This window comes from Kitasatospora sp. NPDC028055, assembly GCF_040637885.1.
In the GTDB taxonomy this organism is placed as follows: domain Bacteria; phylum Actinomycetota; class Actinomycetes; order Streptomycetales; family Streptomycetaceae; genus Kitasatospora.
The window spans coordinates 22,942-37,901 of the sequence record NZ_JBEZXE010000046.1; the positions used below are offsets into that span (position 1 = coordinate 22,942).

Below are 14,960 nucleotides of genomic sequence, written 5' to 3' on the forward strand. Positions count from 1 at the left end.
CGGCCCGCCCGCTGATCGGCCGACCGACCGCCCGAGGCTCCCGGCGCACCGCCGGGAGCCTCACCGGCGTCGGGCCCGGCTTCGCCGGTGCTCAGGTCTGCTCAGGAGGTTCCGGTCCCGGCCCGGAGTCTGCCGAGCGCGGCCATCCGGCGCAGGACGGGGACGGGGATGGCGGGGTTACGGACGGCGTGCTCGGCGCTGCCGGCTTCGAGCAGCAGCGTCACCAGCAGGTCCGGTGGCAGGGCGGGGTTGAGCCAGGCGCACCCGCGCACGCCTCCGTCCGGGTCGGTGACGAGCCCTCGGAGCGATTCCGGCGAGAGGCGCCGGTCCCGGCCGGCGGCCGCGCGCACGAGCGGATCGGGGTCGCGGCTGAACTGCTCGACGAGGGCGCCGCTCGAGGCCGGGTCGTCGAGGGCGAGGGCCCGCAGGCGCGGGTTGGGGTCCGTCGCGAAGCGCAGCAGGCCCTCGCGGGGGAAGTTGGGGTGGTTGCGCGGTCGGCCGGGGAAGGACAGGCTCCCGTCCCACCACGCGGCCACGTCCAGGAGCAGCTCCGGCGGAGCGTCGTCGCACGACTCGGCGAGGAAGAGCCGCACGACCCGGTCCCGGTCGCGGGCCAGCCCGGCCACCACGTCCGCGGGCAGGCGCGGCGCTCTGGCGACGCTGCGGCGGATCAGCAGTTTCGGCGAGGCCGCGAGCTGACGCATGGCGTCGGCGTCCCCGTACAGGGCGCCGATCCACCAGAGCGCCGTCGTCAGGCCCTCCGGATCGATGTCGGGGACGTCGGCGGCCATCGCCGCGATCTCCTCCGGCGTCCCGGGCGGCGTGGCGTCGGGGTGCGGCGCACTGCCGACGCCACGGCCGCCACGGGAGAGCCGCCGGGCGGCCAGCTGCTCGGCCGCGAGCTCCGTGAAGAGCCCTCGCAGCCCCGCATTCGGCGTGGCGGCGACGAGCCGGTCCCACTGTGCGGCGGAGAGGTGACCGGATTCCGCGGCGATGACACGCACCCGCCTGGCTTCGTGGACGACCGCGGCGTCCATCACCTCGGGCGGCAGGTCCTCCCGCCAGAGGAAGCCGGCCTCCCCGGCATCCAGGAGGCTCAGGAGCACGTCGACGGGCGCCGAGCGGTTGAAACCGAGCCCGGAGAGCCAGGAGCGGGCTATCGCCCGATCGAGGTCGGTGGCCGCGGTCAGCCTGGTCCAGACCCCGTCGGGCACATCGGGGACGTCGGGCACATCGGGCACGTCGGCAGCGTGTACATCGGTCGTACCGGTCATTGGCCAAAGGCTAGAGCACCGGACCGGCGGCCCCGACCCGAGGTCGGGTGGTCCCCGGGTGGACCCCGAGCGGACCCCGGGTGGACCACCGGGTGGATCCCGCCGGGGACCGGCCGGAAGCCTCGCAAGAACGCTCGACCTTCGGATGCCCGACGGAACAACCCCCGCCGCCACCCGCCCGTTCGAGCCCATTCCGACCGCGACACGGGCCCGCCGGGGCACACCGGCCGGTCGGGTACGGAAGGGTGAGGCCGCCGTCCGTCCCGGGGCCACCGCACGTGGCCCCGGGACGGGTGGCTTTGCGGCCACGACCGGCCGGAGCGACCCGAGACCGGGATGGTGGCATGACCCCTCAGGACACCCCGACCGCCGGAACCACCCGGCACGGGGACTTCGCCGAGCTGCGCCGACGCGTCGGCGAGGCCGGACTGCTCCGCAAGCGCCCGCTGTACTACGGCTGCCGGGCCGCCGCCCTGCTGGCCGCCCTCGCCCTGCTGCTGGCCGGGTTCGCCGCCGTCGGCGCGAGCTGGTGGCAGCTCGCGCTGGCGCCCGTACTCGCCCTCGTCCTGGGCCAGTTGGCGCTGCTCGGCCACGACGTCGCGCACCATGCGGTGTTCTCCGGGCGCCGGAGCACCGACCTCGCCGGCATCCTGCTGGGCAACCTGGTGGTCGGGATGAGCTACGGCTGGTGGGTCAGCGACCACAACCGCCACCACGCCCACCCGAACCGCGAAGGCCGCGACCCGGCCGCCAACGCCATGCTCTTCGTCCGCACCGCCGAACAGGCCGTCCGCACCAGGGGGTTGCGGAGGACGGTCGCCAAGTACCAGGCGGAGCTGTTCTTCCCGCTGCTCTCGCTCCAGGCCCTCGGCCTGGTCGTCGCCACCGCGTTGACGCTGACCCGGGGCCGGCTGCGCCACCCGGTGCTGGAACGGACCCTCGCCGTCCTGCACTACGCCATCGCGGCGGGCCTGCTGCTGGCCGTCCTCACCCCGCTCCAGGCGCTCGCCTTCGCCGTGCTGTGCGGCGCCGTGCTCGGCGTCTACCTGGGCTGCATCTTCGCGCCCAACCACAAGGGCATGCCGATGACCGGACCGGACGAGCAGCCCGCGGACTACCTCCGGCGCCAGGTGCTGCCCACCCGCAACCTCCGCGCCGGGCGGTTCACCCACTTCCTCTTCGGCGGCCTCGGCTACCAGATCGAGCACCACCTCTTCCCGGCCATGCCCGTACCGGCGCTGCGCCCGGCCTCGCGGATCGTGCGCGCCTACTGCGCGGAGGTCGGCCTGCCCTACATCGAGACCGGCCTGGTCGACTCGTTCCGCGAGATCCTGCGGGACCTCCGGGCGGTGGGCCGCTGCGTCGACGCACCCCCGACCGCGGCCGTACCCGGGGCCCGGGCCGGGGCCGGGGCCAGGGCCGAGGACGGACGGCCCCGGGTTGAGAGCGGGACCGCCCGGTGAGCCGCGTCCTGTCCGGGCCGGCACCGCTCGCCCTCGCCGCCCCCGGGCCCGACGGCGGCCCACTGCGGGTCCTGATCGTCACCGAGTCCTTCCCCCCGCAGCTCAACGGCGTCGCCCACAGCGTGCTACGGACCGCCGAGCACCTGACCGCCCGCGGCCACCGCGTCCTGGTGGTCACCCCGGCGACCCGCACCCGGCGCGGCCCCGAGCGGCTGGACGGCTACCAGGTGCTCCGGGTCCGGTCCGTCCCGCTGCCCGGCTACCCGGAGGTGCGGATCGCCCTGCCCGGCGGGCAGTTGGCGGCCGCGATCGAGCGGCACCGCCCCCAGGTCGTCCACCTGGCCGGGCCGTTCGCCCTCGGGGCGGCGGGCGCCGCGGCGGCCCGGCGGGCCTCGGTCCCGGCCGTGGCGGTGTTCCAGACGGACATGGCGGCCTACGCCCGGACCTACCTCCCGTTCGCGGGCGAGGCCGGCGCCCGGACGGCCTGGCGGATCCTGCGGCGCGTCCACGGCGCGGCCGCCCGGACGCTGGCGCCCTCCCGGGCGTCGCTGGATGCGCTGGCCGCCCACGGCGTCCCCCGGCTCCACCTGTGGCCGCGCGGGGTCGACCGGGAGCGCTTCCACCCGCGCCACCGCGACGAGGCGCTGCGCCGCCGGCTCGCCCCGCGCGGCGAGGTACTGGTCGGCTACGTCGGACGGCTGGCGGCCGAGAAGCAGGTCGACCGGCTGGTGCAGGCCTCCCGACTGCCGGGCGTCCGGCTGGTGGTGGTCGGCGACGGCCCGTGCCGTGCCCCGCTGGAGGCCGCACTGCCGGACGCGGAGTTCCTGGGCCGCCGCACCGGGCACGAACTCGCCCGGCTGTACGCCTCGTTCGACGTGTTCGCGCACACCGGGCCGTACGAGACCTTCGGCCAGACCGTCCAAGAGGCGATGGCCAGCGGCCTGCCGGTGGTCGCCCCGGCGGCCGGCGGGCCGCTGGACCTGGTCCGCCCGGGGCGCACCGGCTTCCTGGTGCCGCCCGGCGCGGGCGAGGAGTTCCGTACGGCCGTCGACCGGCTCGCCCGGGACGCCGGCCTGCGGGCCGAACTCGGCCGGGCGGGCCGCGCCGCCGTGGCCGAGCGCGACTGGGCGTCGATCGGCGACCGGCTGATCGGGCACTACCGCCTCGCCATCGCGGAGACCACCGGCGCACTGCGGCGCTGAGCCGCGCAACCGCAGCACTGCGGCACCCGCACCCGCCACCGCACCCGACCGCCGCTCGAAGGAACCACCCCCGTGCACCAACCGCTCGCCGCCGCCTACACCCCCGGCACCGCGCCCGCCGCCGACACCGCCGTCTTCCTGCACGGCCTCGGCGGCTGGACCGACAACTGGGCCGCCCTGATCGACCAGTTGTGCGGCTCGGTGCACTGCCTGGCCCTGGACCTCCCCGGCTACGGCCGCTCGGCACCCCCGCCCGGCGGCCTGGTCACGGTCGAGGGCCAGTCCGCGGCCGTCGCCGCCCACCTGGACCGCGCCGGGCACCGCCGGATCCACCTGGTCGGCAACTCCCTCGGCGGTCTGACGGCTCTTCACATCGCCGCCCACCGGCCCGAGTTGGTCGCCTCGCTGACCCTGCTCGCCCCCGTGCTGCCCGCCCTCCCGTCACCCCAGGCCCTGCGCGCGGCCCTGCTCGCCCTGCCGGGCGCCCCGCGCCTGTACGCCCGGCTGCTCGCCGACCAGAGCCCGGACCGCCAACTGGACGACCTCTACCGGCTGATCTACGCGGACCCCACCCGGGTCAGCCCCGAGATGCGCGCGGCGGAGGCCCGCGAACGGCTGCGCCGCAGCGAACTCCCGTACGCGGGAGGGATGCTGCCCGCGGGCATGCGCGCCGTGGTCCGCACCTCCCTGCGCCGGGGCGCCGCCTCCCCCTGGCACCAGGCGGGCCGGATCACCGCCCCCACCCTGCTGGTCTACGGCCGGGAGGACCGCCTCGTGCCGTTCCGGCTCGCCCCGCGCGCCTACGCCGCCTTCCGCGACGCCCGCCTGCTCACCCTCCCCGACACCGGCCACGTCGCCATGCAGGAACGCCCCGCCCCGGTCGCCGCCGCCCTCCGCGCCCTGATCGCCGAGACCGGCCGGGCCTTCGTGCCCGTCCCCGTGGCCTGACCCTCCACCGTCGTGCCGGTCACAGCCTCGGCGTGCGGTGCAGGGAGATCAGCAGGCGCCAGACCTGCTCGGCGATCCGCTCCGGCTCCGCCGTGATCCGGCCGTGCAACCAGTCGGCGAGCACCCCGGTGAACGTGCCGGCGACGGCGGCCGCCACCAGGTCGGGTTCCGGCGCTCCGGCCAACGCCCGTTCGGTGCGGCTGCGTTCGCGCAGTTCGCGGTTGAGCACCAGGCCGAGCGGCCCGCCGCCGCCCGGCGTCAGCAGGGCGCGGTGGAGCCCGGCGTGCGGCACGAGTCCGGTGAAGAAGCCGGTGAGGGCGGGCGGCGGGACGTCCGGGTCGGGCACGCCCCGCCAGGCGTGCAGCGCGTCCACTGCCACGCGGACCAGGTCGGCGCAGGCGTCCACCGCCAGCGCCTCCAGGTCGGCGTAGTGCACGTAGAAGGTGGCCCGGCCCACCCCGGCGCGGCGCACCAGGGCGGCGACGCTGACGTCCGCGAGCGGCCGCTCGGCGCACTCCGCCAGCAGCGCCCGCCGCAGGGCGGCCCGGGTCCGCTCGGCCCTCGGGTCCACGGCGCCCCTCGGGTCCGGGGCATCCCTCGGGTCCGGCGCGGCGCTCATCCGGCCACCAGGACGGCGCCGAGGGCGACCGCTCCGGGCAGGGCCTGGGCGAGCAGGATCCGCCGGTTCGCGGTGGCACCGCCGTACAGTCCGGCCACCACCACGCAGGCCAGGAAGAACACCTGCACCTGGTGCCCCGTCGTACCGCCGGCGAGCAGCCCCCAGACCAGCCCGGCGGCCAGGAAGCCGTTGTAGAGGCCCTGGTTGGCGGCCAGCGGCGCGGTCGCCCGGGCGAGCGCCGGGTCGAAGCCGGACAGCTCACGGCCGGGCCGCCGCTCCCACAGGAACATCTCCAGCACCAGGATGTAGCCGTGCAACACGGCCACCAGGCCGACCAGCAGATCCGCCGTCGTGCGCATCATCAGCTCCCAATTTCATGGACAGGTGTCCATCTTACCTGGACAGCTGTCCATGAAGTCCAGCGGCACCGCCCCGCCGGCAGAGCAGCCGAAGGGCTGCGGACGAGCGGCCGACGAGCGGCCGACGCCCGGTCCGGGAGATCCTGCACCTGGACGGCGGCACGAGCCCCGGCCACCTCACCGACACCGCCGCTCCCGGGAGGAGACACGGAAGTGGACGACGCCCCCGCCGACGAGACCGTCCTGCGCCAGGTGCTCGACCGCTGGAAGGACGCGGTCGACCGGCACGAGCCCGAACGCGTCGCCGCCCTCTTCACCGAGGACGCGGTCTTCCAGGGCCTGCACCCCTACAGCGTCGGACGGCCCGGCGTGGCCGCCTACTACGCCGCCCAACCCGCCGGTCTGACCGCCGAGTACACGATCCTGACGACCAACCGCCCGGCCCGGGACCTCGTGCTCGGATACCTCGCCGTGGACTTCTCGTTCACCGACCGCCCGACGCTGAGCGTCTTCCTCGGCGTCCTGCTGCGACGGACCGCGACCGGCTGGGCGATCGCCCACTACCAGGTCTCCCTCCTGCCCCAGGAGGCCGCCGAGGAGCAATGAGGCCGCCCACCACCCGGCCCGCACCCGCCCGACACGCCACGGGCGCCACCACGGACCCCCGGCGCCGCGCCGCACGACACGGCGCCCCCACCGCGACCCCGGCCGCCGGCCGGGTATCTCCGGACGGAGCCTGACATGACCCAGTTCCCGGACGCCGCCGCGCACGAGCCCGAGGCCGGGGCCCTGCGCGAGTTCCTGGTCGAGATCACCACCACCGTGCCCGAGGGCACCCCCGCGGCGGAGGTGGACCGCCGGCGCGCCGCCGAGGCCGTCCGCGCCCGCGAGCTGGCCGCCGCCGGGCGCCTGGCGCGGCTGTGGCGCCCGGTCGGCGAGCTGCGCAGCATCGGCATCTGGCGGGCCGCCGACGAGGAGGAGCTGCGCGAGCACGTGCTGGGCAGCCTCCCGTTGCGGCCGTGGATGACCCTCACGGTGACCGCCCTGGAGTCCCACCCCAACGACCCGGCCCGGCCGTGAGACCCGTGGCGGGCCACCCGGCGGGTCAGCGGAGTGCGGCCCGGCCCGTCCGGACGGCGTGCAGGGCGCGTTCGACGGTCTCCGCCTTCTCGCCGACCGGGGCCACGTAGTCGATGACGCCGCGGGCGGCCTCCTCCCCGAGCAGCCGGGTGATCACCCAGGTCGCGAGGTACTGGGAGGCCAGGCACCCGCCCGCCGTGGCGATGTTCCCCTCCGCGTGGAACGGCGCGTCCAGGACGGTGACGCCGGCGGCCTCGACGAAGGGCCGGCTCGTGGTGTCGGTGCAGGCCGGCATGGTGCCCAGCAGCCCGAGCCGGGCCAGCACCAGGGCGCCCGAGCACTGCGAGCCGACCAGCTGGCGCGCGGGGTCCAGCGGCAGCATACGGAGCAGCCGGTCGTCGGCCACCACGTCGCGGGTCCTGACCCCGCTGCCGATGAGCACCGCGTCGGCCTCGGCCACGAACCCCAGCGGGCGCTGGCCAGTCACCTGCACGCCGTTCATCGAGGTGACGGTCGGGGTCGGCGTGGTGACGAAGGCCTCCAGGCCGTCCTTGCGGCACCGGTTGATCAGCGCGGACGCGATGAAGCTGTCGAGCTCGTTGAACCCGTCGAAGGTGACCACGGCTACCTGCATCGGCTCTCCTCGAATCTCCTCGAACTGCGGTACGGGTTCCCCAGGCTTCCCCGTACGGCTCCACCCGGTACGGCTCTTCCCCGTACGGCCTCAGCCAGGCGGGCCGGCCGCGAGGACCTGCCGCAGGTCCTGCACGGACGCGCGGATGAGCCCCGGCAGATCCGCGCCGCCCGGCTCGGCCGGCTCGGCGATCCAGCGCGCGACGGCGACCTTGAACACGGCGATGCCCGTTTCGGCCGCCAGACCGGCGGTCGGCCCGGGGACACCGCGGCCGCGCAGCGCGTCGGCCGTCGCCGATGCCATCGCGTCGAGCTTGACCAGCTCGCGCTCCCGCAGCTCCGGGTTGGCCGACACGACGGCGTCGCGCAGCCGGACCCGTTCGGGGTTCTCCTGCAGTATGGCGCCCACGGCTTCGAGGGCCGCGCCCACCGTCTCCATCGGGGCCGCGTCGGCGGGCGCCTCCGCGACGGCCCGGGCCAGCAGCTCCCGCATCAGCTCGGTGCCGTGGAACAGGACTTCGCGCTTGTCGGCGAAGTGCCGGTAGAAGGTCCGCTCGGTCAATCCGGCCCGCGCGGCGATCTCCGCCGCCGTGGTCCGCTCGAACCCCTGCTCGGCGAAGAGCGCCAGCGCCGCTTCCGCCAGCCGTCCGCGCCCGTTCGGCTCCCATCTGCCCATGCGGCGATCGTACGCGATGACAGTCCCTGACATCACTGCTAGCCTGACGACAGTCACTGACATCACCGTTCCGGAGGTTCTGTCATGCGGGTATTCGTCACGGGCGCGTCCGGCTGGATCGGCTCCGCCGTCCTCCCCGAACTCATCGGCGCCGGCCACCGGGTCACCGGGCTGGCCCGGTCCGACGCCTCGGCCGCCACCGTCGCCGCCGCCGGGGCCGAGGTGCTGCGCGGCGACCTCGACGACCTGGACGCCCTGCGCGCCGGGGCCGCCGGGGCCGACGCCGTCATCCACCTCGCCTTCGTCCACGACTTCACCGACTTCGACGCCTCGATCCGCACCGACGCCCGCGCGGCCGAGGCGCTGGGCGGCGCGCTCGAAGGCTCCGGCAAGCCGCTGGTCGTCGCCCACGGGACGCCGGCGGCACCCGGCCGGGTGGCGACCGAACACGACCGGAGCGTGCCCGGCGGCCTCGGTGCGGGCCGCGACCACAACGCCCGGGCCGTCCTCGCCATGGCGGAGCGCGGCCTGCGCCCGTCCGTCGTCCGACTGCCCCGTACCGTCCACGGCGAAGGCGACCACGGCTTCATCGCCGGCCTGATCGCCACCGCCCGCGCCAAGGGCGTCTCCGGCTACGTCGGCGACGGCTCCCAGCGCTGGCCGGCCGTGCACGTGCGCGACGCCGCGCGCCTGTTCCGCCTGGCCGCCGAACAGGCCCCGACCGGATCGGTGCTGCACGCCGTCGGCGACGAGGGCGTGCCGATCCGCGCCGTCGCCGAGGTGATCAGCCGCCACCTCGGCCTGCCGACGGCCTCCGCCCCGGCCGAGGACTTCGGCTTCCTCGGCGCCATCCTCGCCGTCGACCAGCCCGCCTCCAGCACCCTGACCCGCGACCTCCTCGACTGGCACCCCACCCACCCCGGCCTGCTCGAGGACCTCGACGCGGGCCACTACTTCCGCTGAGCCCACGGCACCTCCGGCCCCGTGAAGCTCAGAGCGTCTGGACCAGGCCGCCGTCGATGACGAAGTCGCTCCCGGTGACGTTGCCGCTGCGGTCGGCGGCCAGCAGCAGCACCAGGTCGGCGACCTCCTGCGGACGGCTGAAACGGCCGGTCACGGACTGCGCGGCGGCCGTACGGGCGACGTCCTCCGGCTCCGCTCCGGAGGCCTTCGCCACCGTCGCGGCGACACCGTCCTCACCGAGCCACAACCCCGTGGCGACCGGGCCCGGGCTGACGGTGTTGACGCGCACCCCGAGCGGACCGACCTCCTTGGAGAGGGCCTTGCAGAAGTTGGTGAGCGCCGCCTTGGCCGCGCCGTAGTCGATGACCGCCGGGTCGGGCAGGAAGGCGTTGACCGAACTCACCGTCACGATCGAGGCGTTGCCGCGGTCGATCAGGTGCGGCAGGGCGGCCCTGGTGGTACGGACGGCGGCGAGGAAGTTGACCGTCAGCGCCTGGAGCCAGTCCTCGTCGGTGACGGACCGGAAGCCGCCCGGCCGGGGCCGCACCGCGCCGACGTTGTTGACGAGGATGTCCAGTCCGCCGAACCGGGAGACCGCTTCCTCCACCGCCGCCGCGGGGCCGTCCACGGTGGTGAGGTCGGCCGCCACCGGATGCACCTGCGGGGCGAGATCGGTCAGCGGGCCGATGACGCCGCGCGCCACCGCCGCCACCCTCACACCCTCGGCGGCGAGCGCCTGCGTCACTGCCAGACCGATCCCCTTGCTGGCTCCGGTGACGAGGGCGACCCTGCCCGAGAGGTTCAGGTCCATCGCGGGCTCCTCAGCCGGACCGCTCGACGGCGGCCTTGATCCGGCGGCCGCGACAAGGGGCGTCCTTCACAGTGCTGCGGAGGACCGTGCTCTCCGGACATCTCGGGCCTCCTCGCTCGGTGCCCCGGTGGACGCCCCCGGACCAGGATTCCAGAGGGCCTCGGCCGCCGCCTCCCGGTGCGGGGCCTGAGCGCGAGGCCTGACCGACCTCCGGCCGCCGTCAACCCTCCGCGGGACGACCGCCCGAACCGACGGCGTCCTACTCGGCGGCGTCCTGCTCGGTGGTGTCCTGCTCGGCGGTGTCCTGCTCGGCGACGTCCACCGGATTCGCCCTCAGGCCGCCGAGCAGGGTGGCCAGGTAACGGTGCGCGGTGTCGATCCGCTCGGCGGGCGGGCCGCCGTGGACGTTCACGGCGTAGGCGAGGCCGCACATGAGCGGGACCAGGTCGGCCGCGTCCAGATCGGGGCGGACGGCACCGGCCGCGCGGGCCCGGTCGAGGAGTACGGTGCCGGCCGAGCGGATCGCCTCCTTGAGCTCCCGGGTGCGCGGCAGTGCGGCGGAGTCGGCGGCGGCGACCGGCGCCAGCGCGGCGTCGGTCACCTGCGCTTCGACGGTGCGGGCCAGGAAGTCCGCCAGCGCCCGCCCGGGGTCGGTGCCGGCCAGGGCCAGCTCGCCGTGGGCGGCGAGCCGTTCCAGGCAGGGGGCGGCGACGGTCTCCAGGAGCGCCTCGGGCGTGGCGAAGTGCCGGTAGACGGTACCGACGCCGAGTCCGGTCCGGCGGGCGACGTCGTTGAGCTGCAACGGCGTGCCCTCGTCGACCAGGGCCCGAGCGACGGAGACGATCCGTTCCCAGTTGCGGGCGGCGTCCTTGCGCAGGGGCGTGGTCATGGGGACATGTTAACCGGATGACCCATCCGGCATGCTTCCCCCGTCGGCGCCGGCACCGGCCGGAGGTCAGCCGGCGACCTTCGGCGCGTACCGCTCACTGAGCCTGCGCACCGCCGCGACCACGCGCGGGTCGGTCGCCGCCCGGAACGGGGCGACCGGACGGGCCTGGGCGCCGATGACGACGCCGGTCCGGCCCGCCAGGGCCTCGTCGGTCGCGGCGGTGATCGAGGGCCTGGCGGCCACCGACGCCGGGCCGGAGGTCGAACGCTCGAACCGGCGACGTACCAGTGGCCACAGCAGTCGCAGCGGCGGCGAGACGATCCTCGGGTCGGTCAGCGTCCCGTCGGTCATGTCGGTCGCCGCACCTCCGGGGTCGGCGGCGAGGACCGCGACGCCCGTACCGTCCAGCCGCGCCGCCAGGTCGAGGGTGTGGGCGAGGTTGGCGAGCTTGGCGCGGCCGTACCAGTGGAACCCGTAGTAGCCGCCGGGCGGCTCGGCCTCGTCGAACACCCGCTTGGCGAGGGCGACCGCGCCCGAGGTCACGTTCACGATCCGGCTCGGCGCACCGGCCGTCAGGGTGGGCAGCAGCAGCTCGGTGAGCAGGTACGGCGACAGGTGGTTGACCACGAAGGAGGCCTCGACCCCGTCGAGGGTCCGCCGCTCCGGGAACATCGCCCCGATGTTGTTGACCAGCACGGTCAACGGTTCGCCCGGGACCGCGTGCTCGGCGCCGAGCCGGGCTGCGAGCGCGCGCACCTCGTCGAGCGAGCCGAGGTCCGCGGCCAGGAAGCGGGCGGGGTGTTCCGGCCGTGTGGCGGCGATGCGCTCGACCGCTCGCGCGCCCCGGCCGGCGTCGCGCCCCACCACGGTGACCGCGTATCCGGCGGCGGCCAGCCCCAGCGCCGTCTCCAGACCGATACCGGCCGTCCCGCCCGTCACCACCGCTGCCTTGCGCATGGGTCCTCCTTGCTCCAGGAAAGCGGATGCATCATCCGCTTGACCCGAAGGTAGCACATAAACGGATGACCAATCCGCTTCCCGGCGGCGACCACCCGGCCGGGCACCTCGGCCGCCTCCCGACGTCGGCCACCTGGCCCGCAACCCCGGCCGCACCCCCGGACCGGGTCCCGGCGAACACCTGGCGACCACCTGGCGAAGAAGCCGAAAAAGGGAAAACGACTGGAATCATTCCCACGATGGATAATCCAATCTCCGAATATCCCTTCCGTCACTCGCGCATTCAACTGCCCCGTACATGCCACAGCTTTCAGGGCGGCCCTCGACACCGTTCACCGGGTATGCGATAGTCGCTTTCGACCACCTGGTACCGAGGAGCACGAGTTGCCCATTTCCAGGCGTTTGATATCGCCCGAGGGGCGCATCTGGGAGACCGAGGAAATCCTGGCCCGGATATTCGGTGCCGCCGACCTTCTGACCCGTCGAAATGTCGGACCAGGTTCGCGGGTGATGCTGAGCGGGGCCAATTCGCCGGAATGGGTCGTCGTGCTGCTGGCGCTCGTCCACCTCGACGCCTCGGTGGTCCTGGCCGACCACCGGGCCACCCCCGCGCAGCGGGCCCGGATCCGGGCCCTCGCCCGGGTGGTGCTCGAGCTCGGCGACGGCGCGATCGGGACGGCGGCGCCGCGGAGCGGTGCGGCGACGGCCGCCGAGCCCGATCCCGCGGGCTGGGCCCGGCGGCGGGATGCCGCGATCTCGTGGTCCTCGGGTACGACGGGAAGCCCCAAGGGCATCGTGCGCTCCGGGCGGTCGATCCTCGACAACCTCGCGCTCAGCGCGGACCGCATGGGCTACCGGCCCGACGACGTCTTCCTGCCCGTGCTGCCGTACTCGCACCAGTACGGTCTCTCGCTGGTGCTCTGCTGGTGGCTGGGCGGGGGCACGCTGGTGGTCTACGGGCCGAGCACCCGGCTGGACCACGCGCTCGCGATCGGCGTGGAGCACGGCCTCACCGTCGTGGACGCGGCCCCGTCGACGTACTACAGCCTGCTCAACCTGCTCGACCGCCGGCCCGCGCTGGTGGACGCACTGGGGACGGTACGGGCCTGGTGCGTGGGCGGCGCACCGCTGGGCCGCAGCCTGGCGGCCCGTTTCCACGCCCGCACGGGCCGGCACCTGCTCGACGGCTACGGGGCGACGGAGCTGGGGAACGTCGCGCTGGCGCCGCCCGCCGATCCGGTCGGCTGCGGCACCCCGCTGCCGGGGGTGGTCGTCGAGGTCCACGACGAACGGGGCAGGCCGCTCCCCAGCGGTCGGCTCGGCGAGCTCGTGGTCCGCAGCGCGGGCCTGATGACGGGTCTGCTCGGCGACGGCGGCGAGATCGTCCCGGTCCCCGGTGCGGTGCACCGCACCGGGGACATCGGACTGCTCGACGACGCCGGTCGGGTCTTCCCGATCGGGCGCAAGCACGCCGTGCACCGGGACGGGCACACGCTCTATCCCGACCACCTCGCCGAGCGGGCCGGGGCGGCCGGGGCGCGGACCGAGGTCGTCGCCGTGCCCGACGCCCGCCTGGGCTGCCGCCTGGTGTTCGTGATCGAGGACCCGGACGGCCGCCAACCCGCGCACTGGAAGGGGCTGTTGCGTCCGCTGCTGGCCCGCTACGAGCAGCCCGACCAGATCGTGGTGCTTCCCTCGCTGCCGCTCACCAACACGGGAAAGCCCGACCGGGCCGTTCTGGAGAAGATCGCCATGACCTCGCTGCCCGCGTCGCACCGGACGACCGCCGACACCGCAGCCGCGCCCACCACCCCGGACGACTACCGCATCCCCTTCCCCGACCGCCTCGACGCGCTGCGCGCGGTGCGCCGGTACGTGGCCGACCACGAGGAGGCGGTGCTGCGGATCCTCACCGAGATCTCGCCCCACCGCACCGCCGCCACGGAGATCCGCTCGTTCCTCGCCGCCCTCGACGGCGCGGAGCAGGAGGTCCGTCGCGTCCGGCCCGGCCACGTGCCCCGGGCGGCGGTCTTCACGCCCTCCAACATGCCGCTCTATTCCTATGCGCTCTACATGCTGGTGGCGTCCCTCTACAGCGAGCGGATAACCTTCCGGCCGTCCTCCGAAATCAGGGGCCAGATGCAGCGCCTGCACGATCTGCTGGCACCGGTCCACGGCCTGCCCATCACCCTTTCCGGGCTCAGCCAGCGCAAGTTCGTGACGGGACCGGTGCGCGAAGCCGACCTGATCGTCTTCACCGGCGACTACGCCAATGCCGAGACCATTCGGGAAGGCCTGGCGGAGGACCAGCTGTTCCTCTTCTTCGGCCACGGGATCAACCCCTTCGTGATCGCTCCCGACGCCGATCTCGAACTCGCCGTACACGACGTCACCCGGATCCGGCTCTACAATTCGGGCCAGGACTGCTTCGGCCCCGACGTCGTGTTCGCCCCGAAGGGCCGCACCGAGGAGTTCGTCGACCGGCTGTCCGCCGAGTTGGCGTCCCTGCGCTTCGGTCCGAACGGCGACCCGGCCGCCGACTACGGCCCCCTCTTCTACGACTCGGCGCTGGTCAACTGCTCGGACTACCTGGTGCGCCACGCACGCCGCATCCGGTACGGCGGGCGCATCGACCTGCCGGCCCGCAAGGTCGAGCCGACCGTGCTGCTGTGGGGCTTCGACGACAAGCTCCCGCTGGAGGAGATGTTCGCCCCGGTGTTCAACGTGGTGGCCTATCCCAGCGCGAGGCTGCTGCGCGAACGGCTGGCGAGCCCCTACTTCGGCGAGCGAGCGCTGGGCGCGATGGTGTACGGCAACGATCCGGCGACGGTGGAGGTCCTGACCAGGCGTCACCGCACCTGCGTCAACCACACCCTGCTCGACGCCGAGGACGGCAACCGTCCGTTCGGCGGCTTCGGGCTGCGCGCCAACTACCTCTGCTACGGCGGCGAACGGCGCGCCGAACCGCTGCTGATGTCGCAGGCCGTGGCGCGGGTCCTCCCGACGGGCATCCCCGTTACGGCCGCCCCCGCCACGGGCGTCCCCGCCACGGCGGTCCCCGTCACGGCGGTCGGGGAGTGAGCCGG

At 74.8% G+C, this 14,960-nt stretch carries 15 protein-coding genes; 7 read left to right on the forward strand and 8 right to left on the reverse strand.

Features of this window, described 5'->3' with window-relative positions; genetic code table 11:
• Positions 1-101 precede the first annotated feature (101 nt).
• Positions 102-1,241, reverse strand: a complete 1,140-nt coding sequence (locus AB0F71_RS32295; protein ID WP_360242019.1) for a hypothetical protein — start codon at positions 1,239-1,241, stop codon at positions 102-104.
• A gap of 377 nt (positions 1,242-1,618) precedes the next feature.
• Between AB0F71_RS32295 and AB0F71_RS32300 the strand changes: the two genes are divergently transcribed.
• The 3 genes from AB0F71_RS32300 to AB0F71_RS32310 all read left to right on the forward strand — a co-directional run bounded on the left by AB0F71_RS32300 (position 1,619) and on the right by AB0F71_RS32310 (position 4,887).
• On the forward strand, positions 1,619-2,737 hold the full coding sequence (locus AB0F71_RS32300) for an acyl-CoA desaturase (protein ID WP_360242022.1): 1,119 nt from the start codon (positions 1,619-1,621) through the stop codon (positions 2,735-2,737).
• A gap of 62 nt (positions 2,738-2,799) precedes the next feature.
• Positions 2,800-3,939, forward strand: coding sequence for a glycosyltransferase family 1 protein (locus tag AB0F71_RS32305; RefSeq protein ID WP_360242115.1), 1,140 nt, complete (start codon positions 2,800-2,802; stop codon positions 3,937-3,939).
• 72 nt (positions 3,940-4,011) lie between these two features.
• The gene (locus AB0F71_RS32310) at positions 4,012-4,887 is read left to right on the forward strand and encodes an alpha/beta hydrolase (protein WP_360242025.1); all 876 of its coding nucleotides are present in this window, start codon (positions 4,012-4,014) and stop codon (positions 4,885-4,887) included.
• A 19-nt stretch (positions 4,888-4,906) separates the two neighbouring features.
• Here AB0F71_RS32310 and AB0F71_RS32315 read toward each other — a convergent pair whose 3' ends face one another.
• Positions 4,907-5,506: a TetR/AcrR family transcriptional regulator gene (locus tag AB0F71_RS32315; protein ID WP_360242028.1), complete on the reverse strand. Its 600-nt coding sequence runs from the start codon at positions 5,504-5,506 to the stop codon at positions 4,907-4,909.
• Positions 5,503-5,865: a DUF1304 domain-containing protein gene (locus tag AB0F71_RS32320; protein WP_360242118.1), complete on the reverse strand. Its 363-nt coding sequence runs from the start codon at positions 5,863-5,865 to the stop codon at positions 5,503-5,505. Before AB0F71_RS32320 ends, AB0F71_RS32315 begins: the two co-directional genes overlap by 4 nt.
• Before the next feature lie 213 nt (positions 5,866-6,078).
• On the opposite strand from AB0F71_RS32320, the gene AB0F71_RS32325 reads away from it, so the two are divergent.
• Together AB0F71_RS32325 and AB0F71_RS32330 are read left to right on the forward strand one after the other, a co-directional pair.
• The gene (locus AB0F71_RS32325) at positions 6,079-6,471 is read left to right on the forward strand and encodes a nuclear transport factor 2 family protein (protein WP_360242031.1); all 393 of its coding nucleotides are present in this window, start codon (positions 6,079-6,081) and stop codon (positions 6,469-6,471) included.
• A 183-nt stretch (positions 6,472-6,654) separates the two neighbouring features.
• Positions 6,655-6,945, forward strand: coding sequence for a muconolactone Delta-isomerase family protein (locus AB0F71_RS32330; protein WP_360242121.1), 291 nt, complete (start codon positions 6,655-6,657; stop codon positions 6,943-6,945).
• A gap of 25 nt (positions 6,946-6,970) precedes the next feature.
• On the opposite strand, the gene AB0F71_RS32335 is transcribed toward AB0F71_RS32330, so the two are convergent.
• Positions 6,971-7,579 (reverse strand): DJ-1/PfpI family protein, encoded by a 609-nt coding sequence (locus tag AB0F71_RS32335; RefSeq protein WP_360242034.1) that lies wholly within the window; start codon positions 7,577-7,579, stop codon positions 6,971-6,973.
• A gap of 90 nt (positions 7,580-7,669) precedes the next feature.
• Positions 7,670-8,254, reverse strand: a complete 585-nt coding sequence (locus AB0F71_RS32340; RefSeq protein WP_360242037.1) for a helix-turn-helix domain-containing protein — start codon at positions 8,252-8,254, stop codon at positions 7,670-7,672.
• A gap of 84 nt (positions 8,255-8,338) precedes the next feature.
• Between AB0F71_RS32340 and AB0F71_RS32345 the strand changes: the two genes are divergently transcribed.
• Positions 8,339-9,217: an SDR family oxidoreductase gene (locus AB0F71_RS32345; protein ID WP_360242041.1), complete on the forward strand. Its 879-nt coding sequence runs from the start codon at positions 8,339-8,341 to the stop codon at positions 9,215-9,217.
• Positions 9,218-9,245: 28 nt separating this feature from the next.
• On the opposite strand, the gene AB0F71_RS32350 is transcribed toward AB0F71_RS32345, so the two are convergent.
• The 3 genes from AB0F71_RS32350 to AB0F71_RS32360 all read right to left on the reverse strand — a co-directional run bounded on the left by AB0F71_RS32350 (position 9,246) and on the right by AB0F71_RS32360 (position 11,874).
• Positions 9,246-10,028, reverse strand: coding sequence for an oxidoreductase (locus AB0F71_RS32350; RefSeq protein WP_360242044.1), 783 nt, complete (start codon positions 10,026-10,028; stop codon positions 9,246-9,248).
• A gap of 259 nt (positions 10,029-10,287) precedes the next feature.
• Complete coding sequence (locus tag AB0F71_RS32355; protein WP_360242047.1) at positions 10,288-10,917, reverse strand: TetR/AcrR family transcriptional regulator; 630 nt, start codon at positions 10,915-10,917, stop codon at positions 10,288-10,290.
• Between the two features lie 66 nt (positions 10,918-10,983).
• Positions 10,984-11,874 (reverse strand): SDR family NAD(P)-dependent oxidoreductase, encoded by an 891-nt coding sequence (locus AB0F71_RS32360; RefSeq protein ID WP_360242050.1) that lies wholly within the window; start codon positions 11,872-11,874, stop codon positions 10,984-10,986.
• A gap of 402 nt (positions 11,875-12,276) precedes the next feature.
• Here AB0F71_RS32360 and AB0F71_RS32365 point away from each other — a divergent pair, with 402 nt between their 5' ends.
• Positions 12,277-14,955: an aldehyde dehydrogenase family protein gene (locus AB0F71_RS32365; protein ID WP_360242124.1), complete on the forward strand. Its 2,679-nt coding sequence runs from the start codon at positions 12,277-12,279 to the stop codon at positions 14,953-14,955.
• Positions 14,956-14,960: the final 5 nt, after the last annotated feature.